We start from the raw sequence: 20,821 nt of genomic DNA on the forward strand, positions 1-20,821 counted from the left end.
CACTCCTTACGATGCTCCGGCACCGACCTGCGGGGCCGACTCCGGAATGTCCTCTTCCTTGACCTTGGCCTGATCCATCAGATAGTCAAGGACCTTGCGCTGCTTCAGGTCATCGCGGATCCGTCCCTCGGCACCCGCATTCTCAATTCCCTTCTCCACGGTCTCCAGGTCGCTATCTTCCAGTTCCGCAAGCTTTCCCAGGTGTTCCTGGTACTCCTCATCGCTGACCGAAAGGGCTTCCTGTTTCCCGACCGTATCGAGAAGGAACCAGCGTTTGATCGCAAATTCCGCACCGGAACGGAGATTTTTCCGAGCTTCTTCCTTCTCTGTCTCGGGAATTTCCTGCCCCTTGCTTTCCTGTTCGCGGATCATGGCTTCAACATAGCCGGTAATCATGGAAGGCGGGACCTCAAAATCGTTCTTGGCCAGGGCAGATTGAACCAGAGAAGCATCGAGCCGTTCCCGGTTTCTGCCCTCGATTTCCATTTCCATGTTCTTCTGAATTCGATCCCGCAACTGTTCCAGAGACTCAAAATCTCCCAGCGCCTTCGCAAACTCGTCGTTCAGTTCAGGGAGCTTCTTTTCCTCCACCCGCTGCAGAGTGGCGTGGAAACTGCGAGTCGTTCCTGCCAGTTCCTCGTTGCCGAAATCCTCGGGATATTTGACCGGGAAGCTTCTTTCATCCTCTGCCTTCATTCCACTCATTCCCTTGGAAAAGTCCTCGAGGATCATGGGATTGCCCAGTTCAAATACATGGTCCTTGACCTCGGTTCCCACGATGGGAAGGCCGGACTCATCCATCTGACGAAAGTCGGCTGTCACCCGGTCCCCGTCAGCGGCTTCCCGCTCGACGAGGATAAAGTCGGCCCGCTCTTCGCGGATATTCGTCAGGGTCTGCTCGCAGGCATCCTCGGGGAGTTTCTCCTTGTACCAGGTCACTTTCATGCCCTTGGTGCCCTTGATCTGGATCTCCGGTCGAAGTTCCACGGTGGCCTTGAAGGTGAAGGACTTGCCCTCTCCAAAATCGATGTCGGAAAACTCCGGATCATTGATCGGTACGAAATCCAGATCATGGCTTGCCTGATGCCAGGCGCGGGGAAGCAGCCACTCCACGGCCTCGATATCGATCCGGGGGCCGAACTGCTTTTCCACCAGGTCTGCCGGAGCCTTGCCCTTGCGGAAACCGGGCAACTCGACAGACTTCAGGGTTTCCACTGCAGCCTGTTTGCGGGCCTTCTCCCATTCAGAGCAAGGAAGGCTGACGCTCACCTCCCGCTGCCAGTTCTTCGTTTCCTTGACATCGACCGACTCCAATTCCACCAGGGGCGGATGGTCGTGCGCGTGAGGTTCCTGCAATGTTTTGTCTTCGCTCATGGCTCCTCATTTTCTGGACCGAGATTCAGGTGCGAGAGGGGGGATTTGAACCCCCACGAGTTTCCTCACGGGATCCTAAATCCCGCGTGTCTGCCAATTCCACCACTCTCGCATGAGATCCTGCGAAAGGAGAAATGGAGCGACCCTACAGGTAGTAAAAGACCCGAAGGGGAGATGGTCAAGGCTTTCCGGGAAAACCGTTTCGATGGTCAGGAACCCGGAAAATCCGGTCTTCTTTTCTCCAGGAAGGCCGCCATGCCTTCTTGCATCTCCTCGCCCCCACAGAGATTCCCGAAAAGGCGGGCCTCGATCTCCAGAGCCTCCCCCATTTTCTCCTGCTGTCCTTCCAGAACCGACTCCTTGGCTGCAGCAATAGCCCGGGGACTGTTGGCGAGAATCTGCTCTGCCATTTCCTTTCCAGCCTTCTCCAGCGAGTCGGCAGGGACGACCCGGTTGACCAGTCCCATGGACAGGGCTTCGGGAGCCGGGACCATGCGACCGGTAAAAATCATCTCCAGCGCCCGCCCACTGCCCAGAAGGCGGCTCAGGCGTTGCGTGCCGCCGTAGCCGGGAATCACGCCCAGCTTGACCTCGGGAAGTCCGAATACGGCATTTTCAGAGGCAATCCGGAGGTCACAGGCCAGGGCCAGTTCACAGCCTCCTCCGAGGGCAAAGCCATTGACCAGGGCGATCACGGGAAATGGCAGCAGTTCGATGCGGTCGAAGAGAGCCTGCCCACGCCGGGCCACCTCCACGCCCTGCTCCCGATCCAGCTTCGCCAGTTCAGTGATATCCGCCCCGGCGACGAAGGACTTCGCCCCCTCTCCTCTCAAGAAGAGAAGACTACAGGATTCCCGGGACCGAATCTCGTCGAGAGCACGATCCAGTTCATTCAGTGTCTCGAAATTGAGTGCGTTGAGGGCCTTGGGGCGGAAAATCTCCAGACGGGCCACCGGGCCTTCGAATTCCAGTGTCAGGTTCGACCAACTCACAAAGCCACCTCTTCATTAAATGTCGAAAGACGAACTTTCCCCCATTCTCGATGGGAAGTCAAGCATCCCCGCTCCTTGACGCTTGTCAGGAAAGCAATTAGACTGCGCGACAGGAATTGTCCCCGTTTTCGGGAAGGAAGGGCATGCCACACGAAGAGAAATTCGAAGTTCTGGCAAAAAAGAAGGCGGAAGCGGAACTGGGCGGGGGTCAGGACCGGATCAACAAGATCCACATGTCCGGCCGTCTCACCGCCAGGGAACGCATTCGGCTTTTCTATGACAAGGGCAGTTTTCAGGAACTGGGCGTTTTTGTGAGGCATCGCTCCCAGGATCCCGGCATCCGGGATAAACGCCCTCTCGGCGATGGAGTGGTCGCCGGATTCGGGCAGGTCTCCGGGCGACTGGTCTATGCTTTCGCTCAGGACTTCACCGTCTTCGGCGGGACCATGAGCGAGGCCAATGCGGCAAAAATCTGCCGCCTCATGGATCTGGCGCTGGATAACGGGGCCCCCGTAATCGGTCTCAATGACTCCGGAGGAGCCAGAATCCAGGAGGGCGTACAGAGTCTGGGCGGCTACGCAGACATTTTCCTTCGCAACACCCTTTCCAGTGGCGTCATCCCCCAGATCAGTGTGGTCATGGGACCCTGTGCAGGCGGAGCCGTTTACAGCCCCGCGATCACGGACTTCATCGTCATGGTCGATGGCAGCAGTCACATGTTCGTGACCGGGCCAAAGGTGATCCAGATGGTCACGGGCGAGGAAGTGAGCTTCGAGGAACTCGGTGGCGCGGGAACGCACAACAGCCGAAGCGGCGTAGCTCACTTCATGGCCGCCAACGACCAGGAAGCCCTGCTGCTGACCAAGAAGCTCCTCAGCTACCTTCCCCAGAACAATCTCGACGATCCTCCGCGTGAAGACAGCAGTGACCCGGTGGACCGCGAGGACGAATCGCTCGACAGCATCATTCCCGCTGAAAACAATCAGCCCTACGATGTTTCCGAGGTCATGCGTCGCGTCATGGACCGGGACAGTTTTCTGGAAGTGCAGGAGCATTTCGCAAGGAACATTGTCGTGGGCTTCGCAAGACTGGGCGGGCAGACCGTGGGCCTTGTCGGGAACCAGCCGAAGAATCTCGCCGGAGCACTGGACATTGCCGCCAGCCTGAAGGGCGCACGCTTTGTCCGCTTCTGCGATGCCTTCAACATCCCCCTGATTACCTTCGAGGATGTTCCGGGCTTCCTGCCGGGCACAGACCAGGAATTCGGGGGCATCATCAAGCATGGTGCGAAACTTCTCTATGCCTACTGTGAGGCTACGGTGCCGAAAATCACCGTCGTTTTACGCAAGGCCTACGGAGGCGCCTACGATGTCATGAGCAGCAAACACATTCGGGCGGATCTGAACTACGCATGGCCGACGGCGGAACTGGCCGTCATGGGCGCAGAAGGTGCGGTGAACATCCTGCATCGCAAGGAACTCGAGGAGTCCGACAACTCCGAAGAGAAACGCCAGGAACTTCTCGACGAATACAATGAAACCTTCTGCCACCCCTACCTGGCCGCCGAAGCGGGGTACATTGATGATGTCATCCTGCCCAGAGAGACACGCTCGAAACTGATTGCGGGACTGCGCTCTCTTGCGAACAAGAGGCAGGAACTTCCTCCCAAGAAACACGGCAACATCCCGCTCTAGGAGACTCATGGCCTCGAAGATCCGGAAAGTTCTGGTCGCAAACCGCGGGGAAATCGCCCTGCGCGTCATGCGCGCCCTGCGTGAGATGGAAGTGCCTTCGGTGGCCGTCTACAGCGATGCCGACCGGGAAGCCTCTCATGTTTTCTTTGCCGATGAGGCCGTGAATATCGGCCCTGCACCCTCTGCGGAAAGCTACCTGAACATCGAGCGTATCATCGAGGCCGCCCGCAAGAGCGGTGCCGATGCCGTTCATCCCGGTTACGGCTTTCTCTCCGAAAATCCCGCCTTCGCCCGTGCTCTGCGCGATGAGGGTCTGACCTTTGTGGGGCCCTCACCCGAAGCCATGGAAACCATGGGCAACAAGCTTTCGGCAAGAGCGCGGATGATCGAGACCGGGGTTCGCGTCATTCCCGGCGGCGACGGCCCGGTCTCCGAAACAGGGGAAGCAGCGAGGCTTGCAAAGGAAATCGGCTACCCAGTCATGCTCAAGGCTGCGTCCGGCGGCGGCGGCAAGGGAATGCGCGTGGTTCGCAGTGAAGAGGAACTTGAGACCGCTCTCCGGGATACGCGCGAGGAAGCGGAAAAAGCCTTCGCCGACCCCTCGGTCTTTCTGGAGAAGTACATCGACAGTCCCCGCCATGTGGAAATCCAGGTTCTTGCCGATCGCCACGGAAACTGCGTGCATCTCGGCGAACGGGAGTGCTCCATCCAGAGGCGCCACCAGAAGGTAGTCGAGGAGAGCCCGAGTCCCATCGTCGATGCTTCCATGCGCACAGACATGGCCGAGATGGCAATCCGGGTGGCCCAGGCCTGCGAGTATGAAGGCGCGGGAACCGTGGAGTTCATTGTCGACTCAAACCGCGAGTTCTACTTTCTGGAAATGAACACACGCCTGCAGGTGGAACACCCGGTGACGGAACTGACCTGGAATGTCGATCTTGTGAAATTGCAGTTCCTGATCGCCTGCGGAGAGACCCTGCCCTTTGCCCAGGCGGATCTCTCTTCCCGTGGCTGGGCCATGGAGTTCCGGATCTACGCTGAAGATCCGTCCCGGGACTTTCTGCCCTCGACCGGAAAGATCCTGCGCCTGAGAGAACCGGTGGGCCCCGGCATTCGCCATGACAGCGGGATCTATGAGAAGTACGAGATCCCCGTCTACTACGATCCTCTTCTCAGCAAGCTCGTAATCTATGGCGAAAGCCGGGAGGAAGTAATCCAGCGTGCCCGCCGGGCATTCAGTGAGTTTTCCATCGGCGGAGTGAAAACGAACATTCCCTTTCACCAGTGGCTCCTTGAGCAGAAGGACTACGCGGAAGCGAATTTCGACACGCATTTCATCGACCGCCATTTCGATTCCTCAAAGCTCGACTGCGACCCCGAGCTTCCCTTTGTTGCCATGCTTGCCGCCACCCTGGCCTATGACCGCCACAGTCGGCGCCTCAATCTTGGCAGCCCGGCCGAGTTCAGTTCCGGCAGCCGCTGGAAACAGGCCGCGCGCCGACAGGCCGTGATGAGAAGGAGGCAGGGATGAGGGAAAGTCGCTATCTGCTGACCATCGACGGCGAGAGGAAAGAGATCCTGGTCTCTCCCGAGGGAGACCGCTGGGCCGTCAATCTCGATGGCAAGCTTCACCATGTGGAAGAGATCATTGTCGAGAAGGACGAGATTTTCTCCCTCATCATCGACGGCAAGAGCTACATGGTTGACCTTCTGGAAAAAGACTGGGATCGTGGGCGGTTCACCATCGGCGCGCTCGCCGGACAGAAACAGGTGATCGTGCGCGATGAGCTGGAAGCTGTCGCCGAGGAAATGGCCAGTGCCGGGAAGGACAGAGACCACTTCCAGTTGGAGGCTCCCATGCCGGGCATCGTGGTGCGTCGCCTTCTCAAGGAAGGAGACCCGGTGAAAAAGGGCGAAGGGATTCTCGTTCTGGAAGCCATGAAAATGCAGAATGAACTGGCCTCGGAGATCGAGGGAAACCTGGGTGAGTACCTGGTGGATGAAGGGCAGATGGTCGAGACCGGCACTATTCTCGCCCGCGTCATCCGGGAGGAAGAATGAGCGGGAAGAAGGACTGGAAGGAGCGCTGTCTCCGCCCCCATCTCGAGAAGAACCCTGAGCGCAAGGAAGAGTTTCAGACGCCTTCGGGACGGAAGGTAAAGCTCCTCTACGGCCCGGAAGAACTCGAGGGTCTGGATCCCGAAAGCGAACTGGGTTATCCGGGAGAGGCTCCCTACCTGCGCGGCGTGCAGGCCAACCAGTACAGGGGCCGGCTCTGGACCATGCGTCAGTATGCGGGCTTTGGCTCAGCCCGGGAAACCAATGAACGGTTTCGCTACCTTCTCGAACAGGGACAGACCGGACTTTCTACCGCCTTCGACCTTCCCACGCAGATGGGCTATGACTCCGACCACGAACTGGCCGATGGAGAGCTTGGCCGGGTCGGCGTGGCCGTCTCTACTGTGGAGAACATGGAGAGTCTCTTTGAAGGCATCGACCCTTCGGCTGTCTCCACCTCCATGACCATCAACTCGCCTGCTTCTGCGCTCATGCTTATGTATGTTCTCATGGCAGAAGGAAAGGGACTGGCTTCCCAAAACCTGCGGGGAACCATTCAGAACGATGTCCTCAAGGAGTACATCGCCCGCGGAACCTACATCTTCCCTCCCGGACCGAGCCTGCGACTGGTCACCGACACCTTCGCCTGGTGCGCTGAACACACACCACGCTGGAACACCATCTCCATCAGCGGCTACCATATCCGGGAGGCTGGCAGCACCGCTCCCCAGGAACTGGCCTTCACCTTCGCCAATGCCGTGGAATATGTCCGCGCTGCCAAAGCAACCGGGCTCGGGCCCGAAGACTTCCTTCCCCGCCTCTCCTTCTTTTTCAATGTGCACAACAACCTGCTCGAAGAGGTCGCGAAGTTCCGTGCGGCCCGCAAACTCTGGGTTCGAATTCTGAAGGAGAAGTTCGGGGTAAAGGACGAAAAACTCATGCGCCTACGCTTCCACTGCCAGACGGCGGGAAGCACTCTCACGGCACAGCAGCCCCTGAACAATGCCGTCCGCGTGACCCTTCAGGCACTGGCAGCCGTACTGGGAGGGACGCAGAGCCTTCACACCAACAGTTACGATGAGGCACTGGCTCTTCCCACCGAGGAATCCGTGAGACTGGCTCTTCGCACCCAGCAGGTCATTGCCGAAGAGAGTGGCGTGGCCGACACGGTGGATCCTCTGGGAGGTAGTTACCTGCTGGAAAGCTGGACCCGGGACCTCGAGGAAGAGGCCTGGAGCCTGCTGGAAGAAATCGAGGATATGGGCGGTGCGGCCGAGGCAATAGAGAGAGGCTTCCAGAAGCGCAAGATCGGAGAGGCTGCCTTCCGAACCCAGCGGGAAATCGAGGAAGAAAAGCAGACGGTCGTGGGTGTGAACCGTTACCAGTCCGAAGAAGAAGAGGAAGACCGCTCTCTTTTCCAACTGTCTCCGGGACTGGAAAAAGAACAGCGGGAAGGTCTGGCTCGCTTCCGGGAGAACAGGGATCGGGATGCCGTGGAATCCAGTCTGGATCACCTTCGCGAGACCGCCCGGGGAGACAAGAACCTGCTCCCCGCTCTCAAGGAAGCACTGGCTTCCGGAGTGACTCTGGGGGAGAGTTTCGGGGCACTTCGGGAGATCTTCGGAACCTATCGTGGAGGAGGGATCCTGTGATCTTTCGTCGACTCGATCATCTCGGCATTGCCGTTCGTGATCTGGAAGAAGCCGGACGCCGCTGGACGGAAGATCTCGGTTTCACTTTCCTCCACCGCGAGGTACTCGAAGAGCAGGGCGTGGAAGTCCTGATGCTCGACGGGGGAAACTGTCATGTCGAATTGCTCGCTCCCCACGGAGAGAACTCCCCCATTGCGAAGTATCTCGAGCGCCGGGGCGAGGGGCTGCAACAGGCGGCCTTCGCCGTGGAGGACATGGACCGGGCTTTGGAGTTTCTCAAGGGCCGGGGACTCCTGCCCATTGCGCCCCCGTCAATCGGAGCCGGAGGACGGCGAGTCTGCTTCCTCCATCCGAAGAATGTAAACGGGGTGCTTCTCGAGTTGGTGGAAGACCGCTAGATCCGACCGGTAAGGGTCAGGACATCTCCCGATTCCCAGTCCCCGCTGCTGCTTCCCAGTGGCAGGGAAACAACCCAGTACTCCTCCGAGTGATAACTGAGTCTCGCCGGAACGGAAGCTCCCGAGGCTTCGTGAACAGAAGTCAGACTCTTCAGAAGCGGATCCGGTGCTTCCAGAGCCCAGCGCCCCTCCCTCGTTCTTCCCAGAAGGCGAACCCGGACTTCCCCTTTTGATCCTTCCGAACGGGGAAGAGGGCGGAGTCCTCTCTTGAGTCCCTGAATCCGGGAACGGAGATAGTCGCTCTCGATTCCCATCTCAGCCAGAATCTGGAATTCGGCGAGTGCCCTTTCCGGATTCCATGACAGGTCATCGAGTTGCCCGCGCAAGTTCACCAATTGCACGAACCACTCCCCCTCCCCTTCCACATCCTTGAGAACCTGTCTTGCTTCCCGGATCTTGCCGCTCAGCGCGAGCAGGCGCGCCTCCAGAAAAGCCCGTGCGTCCACATCTTCCCCGGGGTCCTGCTGGCGAAGGGCCTCGAGGGACAGTCGATAGAGGATGGTCGGAAGTCCGGGAATGTCAGTTGGATTCCGGGAATCGAGAGGAAGGTCGGGACCCAGATTCCAGTCCAGCTGCCGGGCCTTTCCGAGACTCCTTCCCGGCTCCAGTTTCAGGGAGCTGGCACTTTCCTGCCACTTTCCCTGAAAGATCCCGGCAAGGTCCTTCCTCCGGTGAATCTGCGAAGAAGCGGGCCACTCCTCGAGAGCCCTGTCCCAAGCCAGATCGGCCATCCTGGAGTCCAGTTCATCAATGAGGTAGTAATCGCCCAGGTAGATGAAGCCGACAGGAGCAAGCTGCCTCACTTTTCCCTTCCAGACGAAACGGCGGGGAAGGTCGATCTGCTTCGGCTCTTCGCGCTCGGGAGCTACAGACGGGCTTTCGCCCTCCACGGGATCCAGTTCAATCCAGTCCGGGCTGGCCAGTCCGGCAAGAAGAAGAACAAGAATGCAGCCGAGCCTCAGCATCCCGCCTACCAGGAGGGGAAGGCGCGCGGGCTGGCCAGTTCCTCGACCCCTTCGACCACGGGAGCCACGCGGAAATAGGTAAAGCGATAGAGTGTATCGCCGAGCGTGGAATCGAAGACAGCGAGTGCCGTGTCCCAGTAGTCGTAGTGGAGAGCTGTCGTGGAGTCATGGAGCGCAGAAGTATCTGCGGCCTCTCCCCCCGGATAGGCGAGATAGAGACCGATGTAGACCCGATAGAGATCCACCTCATCGTTGCTCTCAAACTCCCAGGCCAGATGCACCGAGTCCGCAGACACAAGCTGCGCCTCTGTGATCAGGGGCGCGGGAAAGCTGTCGATGACCAGAGGCCCGTGATCCGTTCCACATCCGAGAAGGAAGGCCGGGGCCAAAAGAATGAGAGTTCTCCGTAGCATCATCCCTCCTAGAAATCCACGCTGAGTGCAAGACCGTTTCTGTCGGGGCGAAGATGCGCTCGCAGGTGCAGCCTGTCGGGAGCCCCCCGCTCATGCCACCAGACATCCACGAGGTTGGCAGACCACCAGAGAAGAAGTGCGGTTCGCACATGGTTGCGACGCTCCAGATTCCGGTCGGCATCCCCGTGAAGGCTCGACAGCCGCTGGTAGTTCTCCCAGGCCGTATCGCTGTCTCCATTCTCGATGGCATCGGCATAGGCGTCGCCCGCATTTCGATAGTCGAGAGCAGCTCCATGGTAATCCATCTGGAACTGGAAGAGCGCGACGGTAAGAAGGACCGCTCCCCCGGCGAAACCGGCACCCTCGGCCAGGCGACCCTGGTCGATCTGCCCGAGACCGGGCCAAAGAAGACTGCGGATAAAAGGATCGGCGCCTTCCCTGCTCATCTCATCAAGCAGTGGCTCAAGAGCCGTGGCACTACCGACAACCATGAGTAAGAGAAGCAGGTAAATTCTCATGCCCCGCTGGCTCCTTCCTTGCGATAGTCGTAGAAACCCTCGCCGGTTTTCCGACCCAGCTTGCCTTCGGCCACCAGGCGCTGAAGAAGGGGACTAGGACGATACTTCTCATCGTCGAAGCCCTCATGAAGGACTTCCATTATCGACAGACAGACATCCAGTCCAATCAGGTCGGCAAGTTCCAGAGGCCCCATGGGATGCGCCATGCCAAGTTTCATGATCGTGTCGATGGCTTCCTTCTCGCCCACACCCTCTTCCAGAGTGAAGCAGGCCTCGTTGATCATGGGCATGAGAATCCGGTTTGCGACAAAGCCCGGTGCATCGTTGACCAGTACAGGAATCTTCCCCAGCTTGCGGGTCAGTTCCAGCACGCCCTCTTCCACTTCCCGGGAAGTCGCCTTGCCCCGAATGATCTCCACCAATTTCATCATGGGAACCGGGTTCATGAAGTGCATGCCGAGAAAGCGGGAAGGATTGGGAAGACCGGAGGCCAGTTCATCAATGGAGATGCTGGAGGTGTTCGTGGCAAGCCAGGCATCTTCCCGGACGATTCCTGCCAACTGTGCAAAGATCTTTTCCTTGATTTCCTGATTCTCAGTGGCCGCCTCGATTGCGAGAAAGACCTCGGCGCCATCGTTCGGGTCGCTTGATGTCTGAATGCGGGCAAGCGTTGTATTCCGCTCCTCTTCAGTGATTCTCTCTTTCTTCACGAGACGCTCCAGACTGCCGGAGATCGTTTTCATTCCCCGTGCCAGAGCCTTCTCATCCACATCCACCATCAGAACCTCATAGCCCTTTGCCGCAAAGACCTGCGCAATCCCGTTCCCCATGGTTCCTGCGCCAATCACCATTAGCCGCTCACTCATGCTTCCTCCTCATTCGCCCTGCGGGCCGCCATTTCCTCATGGATGTAGTCAATCACATCACGGGTGTCGGTTCCCGGTCCAAAGAACCGGCCGATTCCCAGACTCGAGAGTTCCTCCCGATCCTTGTCCGGAACGATCCCTCCCCCGACAACGAGAATCCGACTGGCTCCCGCCTCGTCGAGAAGCTCCCGGACACGGGGAAAGTGGTTCATGTGGGCACCGGAGAGACTGCTCAGGGCCACCACATCCACATCCTCCTGGAGAGCCGCTTCCACGACCATCTCCGGCGTCTGGTGAAGCCCGGTGTAAATAACCTCCATGCCGGCATCCTTCAAAGCCAGAGCGATGACTCTCGCGCCACGATCATGCCCGTCCAGTCCCGGCTTGGCCACGAGAACCCGAATGATCTCACTCATCGCCTTCCCCCTGACTCTTTGCATGAAGTCCCTCCGGAAGGAGAGACTCCACGAGTTCCCCGAAAGCTACTGCACCTGACAGCCATTGATCAAGACCCCGGTCGAGAAGTTTTGCTCGACGGGGATCGGACCAGAGGGCACGGGTGACTGAGCTAGAAACCGCTTTATGTATTCTTCGCAAGCCAATCTCTTTTCGAAGATTACCAAGCTTGCCGTATTGCGATATATGCTCGCGGTGGGATTCGATGGCCGCCTGGAGTTCCAGGACCCCCTCTGCAGTCTTCGCACAGGTTCCCAGAACCGGAGGCTTCCATCCCTCCCGAGCCGGACTCTCCTCGAGACTGAGTTCGAGAGCCTCCATCATTCTCCCGGCACCCTCTCGATCGGTCTTGTTGACGACAAAAACATCCCCGATTTCCATAAGTCCGGCCTTCATCGTCTGAATCTGGTCTCCGCTTTCTGGGACCAGAACCACCACCGTGGTGTAGGCGTTTTCCGCGACATCTAGTTCACTCTGCCCCACACCCACCGTCTCCACAAAGACCCGCTCCATGCCAAAGGCATCGAGAAGATCCAGTGCCATGTCGGCCGCCTCGCTCAGGCCACCCAGAGCTCCCCGTGAGCCCAGACTTCGGATAAACACACCGGGATCTGCTCCGGCACGACGCATCCGCAGGCGATCCCCGAGCAAGGCTCCTCCACTGAAGGGGCTGCTCGGATCCACCGCAATGACCCCTAGGCTCTTTCCGTCTTTACGGTATTTCAGAAGAAGCTCTTCCAGCAGGGTACTCTTCCCGGAACCGGGAGGTCCGGTGATGCCGATGCGATAGGCTTGACCCGCAAGAGGGAGTATCGAATCGATGATCTCGTCTCGGGCGCTTGCCCGGTTCTCCACGAGAGTGATCAGGCGGGCGAGGGCAAGGCGGTCGCCCTGCCGAAAGGAATCGATCAATGCAGATACCATCGCCTGAGCCATGCCGCCTCCTCTGAAAAAAGCTAGCACAGGCTATAAGGGCTGTCCACGGCGAAGGGAGGCACCTGCCTCCCCTCGCCCGGAGATCAATAGCGTTGCTTCAGTCGACTCCAGTCTGCCTCTTCCACAGCCAGAGACTCGCATTCGTTTTCCCTCCCGGGGCTCGGCATACAGCCGGTGGAACCGGGAGTCTGCTGCCCGTGGTAGAGATTGTAACCGTCAAAGAGAACCCACTCCTCGCTCTCGACAGGAAAGCGACCGAAGCTCCTTCGATATTCCGCCTGATAGGTGAGATAGTCTATCCGGCTGACTTCGATGACTTCCTCTCCCTCGTCCCGGTAAAGCACGACTTCTCCCCCGCTGTTGCGGAGGCTGAGGCCTGCACCACCGAGACCCATGTCCAGTTGCCATGCGCGCGCTTCGGCCCCGGTCACCCAGATCAGGGAGTCCGGCTCCAGAACACCGCTGAAACGGAATCGGCAGGCAGGATCGCTCACGGAGTCGGAGATCCAGTAGTCCCCGAGCTCCACGGGACTGTCACCGCGGTTGACAATTTCCACCCATTCGTCATCACGCCAGTCAATGATGCCGTCGCCACTCCAGTCACTTCCCGGTGCGGCCAGAAACTCGCTGAGAATCACTTCGGCGAAACTGCCAGATGGCAGGGCCGTCACAATACAGAGGATCCAGAGAATCAGGGGAACAGAAGCCCCCGGCTTGAGGAATTGCATTCACGCCTCCTTTGCGGGAGGGAGGAGGCGAGAAAGTGCAAGGGGGATGCCGGAGTAGCTACAACTCCGAGTCAATTTCCCTGTTGATTTTAGCGACCGTCTTGTGCAGAGCCTCCGCGGGGTCAGCCGAGCCACGCATCACGCGCTGGATGGCACCCTCTTCCAGATACTTCCTGCCGGCAAACCAGGCCATGTTGCTCGGCTCAGAGCGGCTCAGGGTGAGCTGCTCATAGGTCTCCCGAAGGCCGGGAACTTCCTGCATCAGCGCTTTCATGGATTCCGCCTCAAGGCAGCTCTTGCGAAGAGGAGCATAGCCCGTCGCCAGTGACCATTTCGTGGCATTCTCCTGATTGGTCAGAAAACGAATGAAGGCCCAGGCAGACTCCTTCTGTCGCTCATTGGCCTTCTTGAAGACCACCAGATTCGTCCCCTGAATCAGGGCGCAACGCTTCTTGCGTCCGGGAAGGGGCGCAACTCCCAGTTCGAAGTCGATCTTGCCACGCAGAAAGGAAAGAGACACCGAGGAACTTTCCATCATGCCAACCAGGCCGGCCTTGAACTCGTTCTGGTAGGCATAGTCAAAGGTGGAGTAACCCATCTTGCGGGAACCAAGCAACTCCCACATGAACTCCATGGCCTCGACTCCCTCCGGGCTGTCAATGGCAGAGCGTTTGCCATCGGGCGTGAAGAAGTCACCCCCGTTTTGCAGAAGCAGGTTCCCGAAGAAAGTCACCGAGTTTTTGGCCGTGCTTCCCCAATGGTCATTGCGCCCGTCGCCGTCCAGATCCCGGGTCATGGCCAGGCTCATGTCCCGCCAACTGCTCCAGTCCTCAGGGGGAAGATCGGGGTCATAGCCGTAATCCCGAAAGAAGTCACGGTTCAAAAAGAGGGAGCGAACGCTCTTGTTGAAAGGGAAGCTCCAAAGCCTGCCTTCGCTGTCCCTGCACTCTTCCAGAAAAACCGGCTGGATGTCCTCCCAGTCGGCATCGCTGAGTCCCTTCGGTCCATCGGCATAATCCTGCAGGCACTCGATGATCTTCGCCGAGCGCATTTCATTGGTCCAGGACTCATAAGCCTGGCTGATCGTCGGAGGCTGTCCGGCAGCGACCGCAGCAATGATCTTCTGACTCAGGGCCTGATAGCGGCTCATGTTGTAGGCCTTGACCGGAAGGTACTGCGGATGGGTGGCGTTGAATTCCTCGATAATCTCGACAAGCACGCCCTCCCATCGACCCATGGCATGCCAGAAAATGACTTCCTCATCGGAAGGGCCGGGCGCACAACTGGTCAATGTCATGAACAAAGACAGAAGGAGAAACCAACGCTTCATCCCTACTCCTTTAATCCGCTGGAAGCCATGGAGGAAATGATCTGCTTCTGGGCAAAGAAGTAGAGAATCAGAAGTGGCAGGACGCTGAGCGTAGTAGCCGCCATCATCAGGCCGTACTCGGTTCCCTCTTCCTGACTGAAGGCCGCAAGACCGATCTGGATGGGGCGCATTTCCGGACTGTGCGTCATGACCAGCGGCCAGAGAAAGGAGTTCCAGCTTCCGATAATCGTGAAAATAACGATCGTCACCAGAATGGCTCGACTCAGCGGAATCACAATGGACAAGAGCACCTTGAAGCGACCGGCACCGTCAATTTTCGCCGCATCAAAGAGATCCTGGGGGATGGTCTTGAAGTGCTGTCGAAGCAGGAAAATGGAAAAGACCTTCACGGTCCAGGGGACAATCAGCGCGTAGTAGGTGTCCAGCCAGTGTAGGCGAGCCATGATGACAAAGCTCGGCACCAGATACACTGGCTCGGGTACCATCATCATGGCCAGAAAGATCATGAAGAGAATGTCCCTTCCCCTGAACTCCATCCTCGCGAAGGCATAGGCCGCAAACGCACTGGTCACCACCACCCCGAAGACGCAGGAGAGGGCCACGAAAATCGTGTTCAGGAAGTATCGGGCAAAGGGTGCGCTCTGCCAGGCTTCAATGTAGTTGGCAAAGACCCGGGCGACTGAGCGAACTTCCCCTCCCTCCGTGAACGCTGAGGTGAAAATCCGGGGAATGAATCCAAAGGGATCGCGAGTGATTTCCATCGTGTCGCGAAAGCTCGTGGCACTCATCCAGACAAAGGGCAGGAGCATCGTGAGACTGCATACGATCAGCAGAAGGTGGATACCCACCCTCCCCGGAATCCTGCGCATCGTATCCAGATTCATCCCGTCCCCCTAGTAGTGAACCCGTTTCTCTGCGACCTTCCGCTGCACGATGGTCAGCGCGAGGATGATCACAAAGAGAACCAGAGCCACGGCACTGGCCCGTCCCAGACTGGCCGGAGGCGTGAAGCCCTTGTCGAAGAGATAGTAGACCAGCACCTTTGTGCTGTCCTCCGGCCCGCCCGGCGGAGAGGTCATCAGGTAGACCAGACTGAAAGTCTGGAAACTGACAATCGTGCTCATGATGAAAACATAGAATGTCGTGGGACTGAGCATGGGCCAGGTCACATAGCGCAGGAGTTGCCAGTTGTTTGCTCCATCGATGCGAGCGGCCTCATACTGTTGCTTCGGTATGTTCTGCAATCCCGCCAGAAAGATCACGATGTTGTAGCCCAGACCCTTCCAGGTGTTCACCAGGGCGAGGCTGATCAGGGCAAGGCTCGGCCCGCCAGCCCACTCCGGCAGGCTCAGGCCCACTCCTGCTGCCATGAGCTGGAAGATCCCCCGACTTTCCGACAGCCATCCCATGGGACCGATTCCGATCTTCTCCAGCAGAAAATTCAGGATGCCGATTTCCGGCTCAAGGATCCATTTCCAGATGACGGCCACTGCCACCATGCTCGTTACCACGGGAATGAAGTAGACCATTCGGTAAAGACCCAGAGCACGGATCTTCCGGTTCAGAAGCAGTGCGAAAAAGAGAGAGACAAAGATCGCGGGTGGCACGGTCCCGAGTACGAACCAGAGTGTCGTGGAGAGGGAGTGCCAGAAGGTCGGATCCTGGAACAGTTTTCCGTAGTGCCCCAGACCTACGAAGCCAACCAGGGCTCCCATCTTGATTTCGAAGAAACTGAATGTGAAGGCCGCAATAATGGGAACGAGACGGAAGGTAAAGACCACGGCCGCAGCGGGAAGGATATAGAGTAGCGCAGAAAACGCGTCCAGTCGCTTGCGACGCAACATCCTCTGGTGCAATTGCTCCGCGCTCAGTAGCTGGCTCAAACGAAAACCCTTCCTTGCTTGCGCCGGACGCTTACTCTAGAAAGGGAAGTCTCTCCTGTCAATGGCAGCTTGCAGTCACTTTTCTGTTGCCTGAGCGGGAAAAAGGAAGGAAGCTTGCCCCCTCACAGGAAACAGGTGGAAATCCATGGTTATGCTCGTCATCATCCTGCCCCAAAGCGATGTCCTGGAGGACATTCTGGAAGCCTTTCTGGAGGTCGGTGTCACCGGCTCAACGGTGCTGGATGCCAGAGGGATGGGGCAGATTCTCTCGGAAGAGATCCCGATATTCGCCGGAATTCGCGGACTTTTCCCGGGAAGGGAAAGCCAGCACTCCCTTCTTCTTTCCGTGGTGGAAGAGGAGAAGGCCGATGCCATCCTCAAAATGCTCCCGGAAATCTGTGGTCCCCTGAGCCGCAAGGGCAGCGGAATTGCGTTTACTGTGCCTGTTGACCGGGTCCAGGGAATGGCAAAAGAACTCTAGCATCTTTCTAGCAGTTGACCCTTCACCCCTTTTCGGGGTATACTTATCCCTGTTGGAACTTGGGCAGCATCATTCCTGCTCATGGATATTTGCGAAAGGCATCCTAGTCTGTCTTTTGTTTGTTTGAACATTCGGTTCAGCCCCTAGCAAGACATACTTCTCAGGGGCGGCCATCTTCAGGAGGTTATGAATGGCCAAGAGGAAACTCACCTTTGCGCTGGCAGCCCTGCTCACCATGGGAATCGTCTCCGTGGCACTCGCCGGAATCCCGAATTCCGCAAACTCCACCGCGTCTGCTGCAAACTGCGGTCGTTTCACGATTGCCCCTAGTGGAGCCGAAGACCTTTCGGACAACGGCTATGTCATTTCGGTTACGGTTCTCGACATTTATGGTGATCCCGTTGTGACTCTCGCCGCCACAGACCTGACTCTTTACAATCCCCAGATCGTCACCTGCGCCGGTCAGGCCAGCCAGGCCGACTCCGGTACTGATGCTAACGGTCAGGCCACTTTCAGTGGCACGATCCTCGGCGGAGTTGCGGGCGACGGAAGCACGGGCGTGAACTGTAATGACACCGATCTTTACGTTCTGGCCCTGGACATTGTCCTCAACAACGGTAACCCCGTCTGCGTGTCCGCCGACAGTCCGGACCTTGACGGTTCTCTCACCGTGAACGTTTCTGACCTTGCAAAGTTCGCCAGTGACTTCAATACGGGTACATCTGATCCTTGCCACGATTACAATGAGGATGGCGCCACTGACGTCGCCGACCTCGGATTCTTCGCTAGCTTCTACGCGATCAGTTCCTGCAACTAGCCGGGCGAACCGGATAGAATATCCATTGAGCAAATTCTGGGGGGGCAATAGCCCCCCTTTTTTCTATGGCCATTCCTCATGACAGGGACTAGCCTGATCGAAATCAATCAGGGAGTTGCCATGATGATCCAGTGCAGCAGCCACTGACAGTGGGCGGAGATCCGCCTCCAGGATCCCCCTCGCAACCTGCTGTCCCCCGAACTTCTTCGGGATTTCCACAAGGCTCTCGACTCTCTTGATGGAAGCACGATTCTTCTTCTCAGCTCCGAGGGGAAGCACTTCAGCACCGGCTACCCGATTGACAGGATTCCGGAGAGCATCTTTCACTCTTCAGAGGAAGAGAGGCGGCATGACCCCTTTGAATCTCTCATGCAGAGGCTTTCGGACTGGCCCGCTCCCATCGTCGCAAGCCTTCAGGGAGACGCTTGGGGCAGGGTCCTGGAACTGCTATCCTGTGCGGATCTGAGGATTGCCGCCGAGGGGATCCGTCTGGCCATTCCCTCCGTGCGACTCGGTTTGGTCTACAGCCACACGGGGATGCGTCGAATGGGATCCGCCCTGACCCGGGAGCTCTTTCTCACGGGAGAGACCATCGATGCCCGACGGGCCATGGCGTCCGGATTCCTCAATCGAGTTTGCCCTGAAGACCAACTGGAAGAAGAAACTCACGAAGTTCTAAAATCCATCAGCAAGGGAACCCGCGCTGCCTTCTGCGGGAGCCGACGCCTGCTGAACCTGCTCGATGAGGAAGAGACCTTGTCGAAAGACAGTCTGGAAGAAATCGCCCGAATTCGTCATGAGGCCTTCAGCAGTGAGGAATCACGAAAGGCCCGCGCCGGACATTCTTCCCGCAAGGAAGGCTAGGCAGGTTCCAGTCCGGCCACCCTGACCAGGAGCTTGCGGGCTCCCTTCCGGTCGAACATGACGATCACGCGAAGATCCTCACCACTGCCTTCCAGTTTGTGAACCTTGCCCAGACCCAAACTGGGGTGGCGCACTCGCATTCCGACTCGAAGCCCGGACTCATCCTGACTGAAATCATTCTCACTGCCGCTTTCCTGACTGAAGTCATCCCAGGAAGAACTGGAAGGAGCACGATGAACGGGGGCCGCAGCTCTCCCCTGATAGGAGCTCCGACGATTTGCGAAGGAAGAGGTACCGCTTCGGAAGGAAAGTTCCTCCCCCTCCCTTTCAACCCAGTCCTCCGGCAGTTCGGAAAGGAAGCGGCTAGGCATCACGGATAGCGTATCCCCGAAACGACGCCGGTTGAGGGCGTGGGTGAGAAAGAGGAGGCGCATTGCACGAGTCACTCCTACATAGAAAAGTCGGCGCTCCTCTTCCAGCTTGCTGTCTTCCTCAATGTTCATTGCATGAGGAAGCAGAAGCTCCTCCACCCCGGAAAGATAGACCGAGTCGTATTCAAGACCCTTGGCATTGTGCAGGGTCATCAGCGTAACGGTCTCGCTGTCTTCCTCCAGAGAATCGATGTCCGCTACCAGAGCAACATCGGCAAGAAAGTCACTCAGGGAACCTGACTCGGCGGAAGCCCTGTCTTCATCCTCGGGAACAGGCTCACTGATCCGGGACTCGTAAAAGGCCTGAGACGCATTGAGCAGTTCTTCCACATTTTCCCTGCGGGTGTCGAAGGTCGAAGGATCACTCTGCTCGAGGTAGTCAAGATAGGGAACCTTCTCCAGCAGTCGCTGCAGAACCGACGGAGCATGATCCCTGCGGGGATCGGGACTCAGGGAAAGAAGTAGCTTGCCGAAGTCCCGAAGACGCCGGGAAGCTGCAGCAGGCAGTTCCTCCAGCAGATCGGGAAAGGCGGTTATCAGGAGCCCCGGCGCCATCTTTTCACGCCTGGCAAGATCCAGAAGCCTAGCTGCGCTGGTCTTGCCAATTCCCCGGGGCGGCACATTCAATACCCGCTGAAAGCTGACCGTGTCGGCGGGATTGGCCGCCAGTTTCAGGTAGGCAAGCAGATCCCGGATCTCCTTGCGGTCATAGAATCGAGTTCCCCCGATGATACGATAGGGAATACGGTAGCGGCCGAGTGCGGCTTCCAGAGAACGGCTTTGCGCATGAGTGCGATAGAGCACTGCATGACGGTTCCAGTGGCTGTCGAGAACTTCGGAGCTGCGAATCCTTCGGGCAATGCTCTCGGCTTCCTCTTCCTCATCCAGCACGGTTTGAACCCTGACCTTCTCGCCTTCATCAAGAGCCGTCCAGAGGGTCTTCCCTTTCCGGTCCCGGTTGTTCGCGATCACCGCATTGGCCACTTCCAGGATGGGGCGCGTGGAACGGTAATTCTGCTCCAGACGAATCGTGCGTGCGCCCTTCCACTGTTTTTCAAACTCCAGAATGTGGCTGATTTCTGCACCCCGCCAGCCATAGATGGACTGGTCATCGTCGCCCACCACAAAGAGATTTCCGTGAAGGGAGGACAAGTGAGAAATGAACTGCATCTGCAAGGGGTTCGTATCCTGAAATTCATCGACCAGCACGAAATCAAAACGATCTGCCCAGGATCGCATGAGATCCTGATTCTCCTGGAAAAGACGGACGGGGCGGGAAATCAGGTCCGTGAAGTCCAGAGCCTTCGCCGATCGCAGTCCCGCCTCATAGGCTTTGTAAATGCGGGCCACCCGGGCTTCCACGATTCCCTCGGCGCGGCTTTCGAATTCAGAGGGAAGAATCAGCGAACGCTTCAGTCCCTCAATCACCGAGCGGGCAGAATTGGGACTGATCCCTTCCGGGATGGAAAGATCCTTGATGATTCTCTTCAGCAGCGAAAGTTGGTCATCAGCATCATAGATGCCGAAGTCCCGGTCGATGCCGGCCTCTTCCCATTCACGGCGAAGGATCCTGAGTCCCGTGGAATGGAAGGTGCCGAGCCAGAGCCTTCTTGCACGCTCTCCGAGTGACTCCTCCAGTCGGCGACGCATCTCCGAAGCTGCGCGATTGGTAAAAGTGAAGCCGAGAATCCTCCAGGGAGGCGTGCCCTCAGTGACCAGCCTCCGGATGCGCTCGGTCAGGACACGGGTCTTTCCGCTCCCCGCGCCTGCAATCACAAGGCAGGGCCCCTCCTCATGCAGGACGGCTTCTTCTTGCGGTTTATTCAGGGACAGTGCCTTCATGCAACTCCGCTGTGTGTGGAAGGAAGCAAGATAGCCTGAAACCGGTTCGGGGAAAAGAGGGAA

At 58.0% G+C, this 20,821-nt stretch carries 21 protein-coding genes and 1 tRNA gene; 8 read left to right on the forward strand and 14 right to left on the reverse strand.

Going from position 1 to position 20,821, the window contains the following annotated elements:
- Window positions 1-6 precede the first annotated feature (6 nt).
- The 3 genes from tig to QGH30_05090 form a co-directional block, all read right to left on the reverse strand.
- On the reverse strand, window positions 7-1,374 hold the full coding sequence (gene tig / locus QGH30_05080; protein MDP7021708.1) for a trigger factor: 1,368 nt from the start codon (window positions 1,372-1,374) through the stop codon (window positions 7-9).
- Between the two features lie 30 nt (window positions 1,375-1,404).
- Window positions 1,405-1,486, reverse strand: a tRNA-Leu gene (locus QGH30_05085).
- A gap of 97 nt (window positions 1,487-1,583) precedes the next feature.
- Entirely contained in the window at window positions 1,584-2,366 is a 783-nt protein-coding gene (locus QGH30_05090) for an enoyl-CoA hydratase-related protein (protein MDP7021709.1), read from the reverse strand.
- 143 nt (window positions 2,367-2,509) lie between these two features.
- Here QGH30_05090 and QGH30_05095 point away from each other — a divergent pair, with 143 nt between their 5' ends.
- From QGH30_05095 to mce, 5 genes are read left to right on the forward strand one after another with little or no spacing between them, the layout of a single operon-like run.
- A complete protein-coding gene (locus tag QGH30_05095; protein ID MDP7021710.1) occupies window positions 2,510-4,060 on the forward strand; it encodes an acyl-CoA carboxylase subunit beta in 1,551 nt (516 codons plus the stop codon).
- 7 nt (window positions 4,061-4,067) lie between these two features.
- A complete protein-coding gene (gene accC / locus QGH30_05100) occupies window positions 4,068-5,591 on the forward strand; it encodes an acetyl-CoA carboxylase biotin carboxylase subunit (protein MDP7021711.1) in 1,524 nt (507 codons plus the stop codon).
- Window positions 5,588-6,121: a biotin/lipoyl-containing protein gene (locus QGH30_05105; GenBank protein MDP7021712.1), complete on the forward strand. Its 534-nt coding sequence runs from the start codon at window positions 5,588-5,590 to the stop codon at window positions 6,119-6,121. The genes accC and QGH30_05105 overlap by 4 nt, the downstream gene beginning before the upstream one ends.
- Window positions 6,118-7,770, forward strand: a complete 1,653-nt coding sequence (locus QGH30_05110; protein ID MDP7021713.1) for a methylmalonyl-CoA mutase family protein — start codon at window positions 6,118-6,120, stop codon at window positions 7,768-7,770. The genes QGH30_05105 and QGH30_05110 overlap by 4 nt, the downstream gene beginning before the upstream one ends.
- Window positions 7,767-8,168 carry a methylmalonyl-CoA epimerase gene (gene mce / locus QGH30_05115; GenBank protein MDP7021714.1) on the forward strand — a complete coding sequence of 134 codons (402 nt, stop codon included), beginning with the start codon at window positions 7,767-7,769 and terminating at the stop codon, window positions 8,166-8,168. Before QGH30_05110 ends, mce begins: the two co-directional genes overlap by 4 nt.
- On the opposite strand, the gene QGH30_05120 is transcribed toward mce, so the two are convergent.
- The 10 genes from QGH30_05120 to QGH30_05165 all read right to left on the reverse strand — a co-directional run bounded on the left by QGH30_05120 (window position 8,165) and on the right by QGH30_05165 (window position 16,323).
- Window positions 8,165-9,193: a hypothetical protein gene (locus QGH30_05120; protein ID MDP7021715.1), complete on the reverse strand. Its 1,029-nt coding sequence runs from the start codon at window positions 9,191-9,193 to the stop codon at window positions 8,165-8,167. The genes mce and QGH30_05120 overlap by 4 nt on opposite strands.
- A gap of 5 nt (window positions 9,194-9,198) precedes the next feature.
- A complete protein-coding gene (locus tag QGH30_05125; protein ID MDP7021716.1) occupies window positions 9,199-9,606 on the reverse strand; it encodes a hypothetical protein in 408 nt (135 codons plus the stop codon).
- Window positions 9,607-9,614: 8 nt separating this feature from the next.
- Window positions 9,615-10,124, reverse strand: a complete 510-nt coding sequence (locus QGH30_05130) for a hypothetical protein (protein MDP7021717.1) — start codon at window positions 10,122-10,124, stop codon at window positions 9,615-9,617.
- Window positions 10,121-10,990, reverse strand: coding sequence for a 3-hydroxybutyryl-CoA dehydrogenase (locus QGH30_05135; protein ID MDP7021718.1), 870 nt, complete (start codon window positions 10,988-10,990; stop codon window positions 10,121-10,123). Before QGH30_05135 ends, QGH30_05130 begins: the two co-directional genes overlap by 4 nt.
- Window positions 10,987-11,406: a cobalamin B12-binding domain-containing protein gene (locus QGH30_05140; GenBank protein ID MDP7021719.1), complete on the reverse strand. Its 420-nt coding sequence runs from the start codon at window positions 11,404-11,406 to the stop codon at window positions 10,987-10,989. Before QGH30_05140 ends, QGH30_05135 begins: the two co-directional genes overlap by 4 nt.
- Window positions 11,399-12,382 carry a methylmalonyl Co-A mutase-associated GTPase MeaB gene (gene meaB / locus QGH30_05145; GenBank protein ID MDP7021720.1) on the reverse strand — a complete coding sequence of 328 codons (984 nt, stop codon included), beginning with the start codon at window positions 12,380-12,382 and terminating at the stop codon, window positions 11,399-11,401. The genes QGH30_05140 and meaB overlap by 8 nt, the downstream gene beginning before the upstream one ends.
- 83 nt (window positions 12,383-12,465) lie before the next feature.
- Window positions 12,466-13,110: a lamin tail domain-containing protein gene (locus QGH30_05150; GenBank protein ID MDP7021721.1), complete on the reverse strand. Its 645-nt coding sequence runs from the start codon at window positions 13,108-13,110 to the stop codon at window positions 12,466-12,468.
- Window positions 13,111-13,168: 58 nt separating this feature from the next.
- Window positions 13,169-14,440, reverse strand: a complete 1,272-nt coding sequence (locus QGH30_05155; protein ID MDP7021722.1) for an ABC transporter substrate-binding protein — start codon at window positions 14,438-14,440, stop codon at window positions 13,169-13,171.
- 2 nt (window positions 14,441-14,442) lie between these two features.
- A complete protein-coding gene (locus QGH30_05160; GenBank protein MDP7021723.1) occupies window positions 14,443-15,324 on the reverse strand; it encodes a carbohydrate ABC transporter permease in 882 nt (293 codons plus the stop codon).
- A 9-nt stretch (window positions 15,325-15,333) separates the two neighbouring features.
- Complete coding sequence (locus QGH30_05165; GenBank protein ID MDP7021724.1) at window positions 15,334-16,323, reverse strand: sugar ABC transporter permease; 990 nt, start codon at window positions 16,321-16,323, stop codon at window positions 15,334-15,336.
- A 145-nt stretch (window positions 16,324-16,468) separates the two neighbouring features.
- Here QGH30_05165 and QGH30_05170 point away from each other — a divergent pair, with 145 nt between their 5' ends.
- The 3 genes from QGH30_05170 to QGH30_05180 all read left to right on the forward strand — a co-directional run bounded on the left by QGH30_05170 (window position 16,469) and on the right by QGH30_05180 (window position 18,485).
- Window positions 16,469-16,804, forward strand: a complete 336-nt coding sequence (locus tag QGH30_05170; protein MDP7021725.1) for a hypothetical protein — start codon at window positions 16,469-16,471, stop codon at window positions 16,802-16,804.
- A gap of 190 nt (window positions 16,805-16,994) precedes the next feature.
- Entirely contained in the window at window positions 16,995-17,621 is a 627-nt protein-coding gene (locus tag QGH30_05175) for a hypothetical protein (GenBank protein MDP7021726.1), read from the forward strand.
- Window positions 17,622-17,810: 189 nt separating this feature from the next.
- Window positions 17,811-18,485, forward strand: coding sequence for an enoyl-CoA hydratase/isomerase family protein (locus QGH30_05180; protein MDP7021727.1), 675 nt, complete (start codon window positions 17,811-17,813; stop codon window positions 18,483-18,485).
- Here QGH30_05180 and QGH30_05185 read toward each other — a convergent pair.
- Window positions 18,482-20,758: a UvrD-helicase domain-containing protein gene (locus QGH30_05185; GenBank protein ID MDP7021728.1), complete on the reverse strand. Its 2,277-nt coding sequence runs from the start codon at window positions 20,756-20,758 to the stop codon at window positions 18,482-18,484. The two genes, QGH30_05180 and QGH30_05185, sit on opposite strands and share 4 nt — an antisense overlap.
- Window positions 20,759-20,821: the final 63 nt, after the last annotated feature.

This window comes from Candidatus Krumholzibacteriia bacterium (assembly GCA_030748535.1).
Lineage (GTDB): Bacteria > Krumholzibacteriota > Krumholzibacteriia > JACNKJ01 > JACNKJ01 > JASMLU01.

What these genes read in the sequence shown, in the direction of transcription:
- QGH30_05160 (MDP7021723.1), bottom strand. Translation starts at nt 15,324, where the DNA reads ATGAATCTGGATACGATGCGCAGGATTCCGGGGAGGGTGGGTATCCAC.
- QGH30_05155 (MDP7021722.1), bottom strand. Translation starts at nt 14,440, where the DNA reads ATGAAGCGTTGGTTTCTCCTTCTGTCTTTGTTCATGACATTGACCAGT.
- QGH30_05175 (MDP7021726.1), top strand. Translation starts at nt 16,995, where the DNA reads ATGGCCAAGAGGAAACTCACCTTTGCGCTGGCAGCCCTGCTCACCATG.
- QGH30_05110 (MDP7021713.1), top strand. Translation starts at nt 6,118, where the DNA reads ATGAGCGGGAAGAAGGACTGGAAGGAGCGCTGTCTCCGCCCCCATCTC.
- QGH30_05125 (MDP7021716.1), bottom strand. Translation starts at nt 9,606, where the DNA reads ATGCTACGGAGAACTCTCATTCTTTTGGCCCCGGCCTTCCTTCTCGGA.
- QGH30_05170 (MDP7021725.1), top strand. Translation starts at nt 16,469, where the DNA reads ATGGTTATGCTCGTCATCATCCTGCCCCAAAGCGATGTCCTGGAGGAC.
- QGH30_05185 (MDP7021728.1), bottom strand. Translation starts at nt 20,758, where the DNA reads ATGAAGGCACTGTCCCTGAATAAACCGCAAGAAGAAGCCGTCCTGCAT.
- meaB (MDP7021720.1), bottom strand. Translation starts at nt 12,382, where the DNA reads ATGGCTCAGGCGATGGTATCTGCATTGATCGATTCCTTTCGGCAGGGC.
- QGH30_05105 (MDP7021712.1), top strand. Translation starts at nt 5,588, where the DNA reads ATGAGGGAAAGTCGCTATCTGCTGACCATCGACGGCGAGAGGAAAGAG.
- QGH30_05135 (MDP7021718.1), bottom strand. Translation starts at nt 10,990, where the DNA reads ATGAGTGAGCGGCTAATGGTGATTGGCGCAGGAACCATGGGGAACGGG.
- accC (MDP7021711.1), top strand. Translation starts at nt 4,068, where the DNA reads ATGGCCTCGAAGATCCGGAAAGTTCTGGTCGCAAACCGCGGGGAAATC.
- QGH30_05130 (MDP7021717.1), bottom strand. Translation starts at nt 10,124, where the DNA reads ATGAGAATTTACCTGCTTCTCTTACTCATGGTTGTCGGTAGTGCCACG.
- QGH30_05140 (MDP7021719.1), bottom strand. Translation starts at nt 11,406, where the DNA reads ATGAGTGAGATCATTCGGGTTCTCGTGGCCAAGCCGGGACTGGACGGG.
- tig (MDP7021708.1), bottom strand. Translation starts at nt 1,374, where the DNA reads ATGAGCGAAGACAAAACATTGCAGGAACCTCACGCGCACGACCATCCG.
- QGH30_05095 (MDP7021710.1), top strand. Translation starts at nt 2,510, where the DNA reads ATGCCACACGAAGAGAAATTCGAAGTTCTGGCAAAAAAGAAGGCGGAA.
- QGH30_05150 (MDP7021721.1), bottom strand. Translation starts at nt 13,110, where the DNA reads ATGCAATTCCTCAAGCCGGGGGCTTCTGTTCCCCTGATTCTCTGGATC.
- QGH30_05120 (MDP7021715.1), bottom strand. Translation starts at nt 9,193, where the DNA reads ATGCTGAGGCTCGGCTGCATTCTTGTTCTTCTTCTTGCCGGACTGGCC.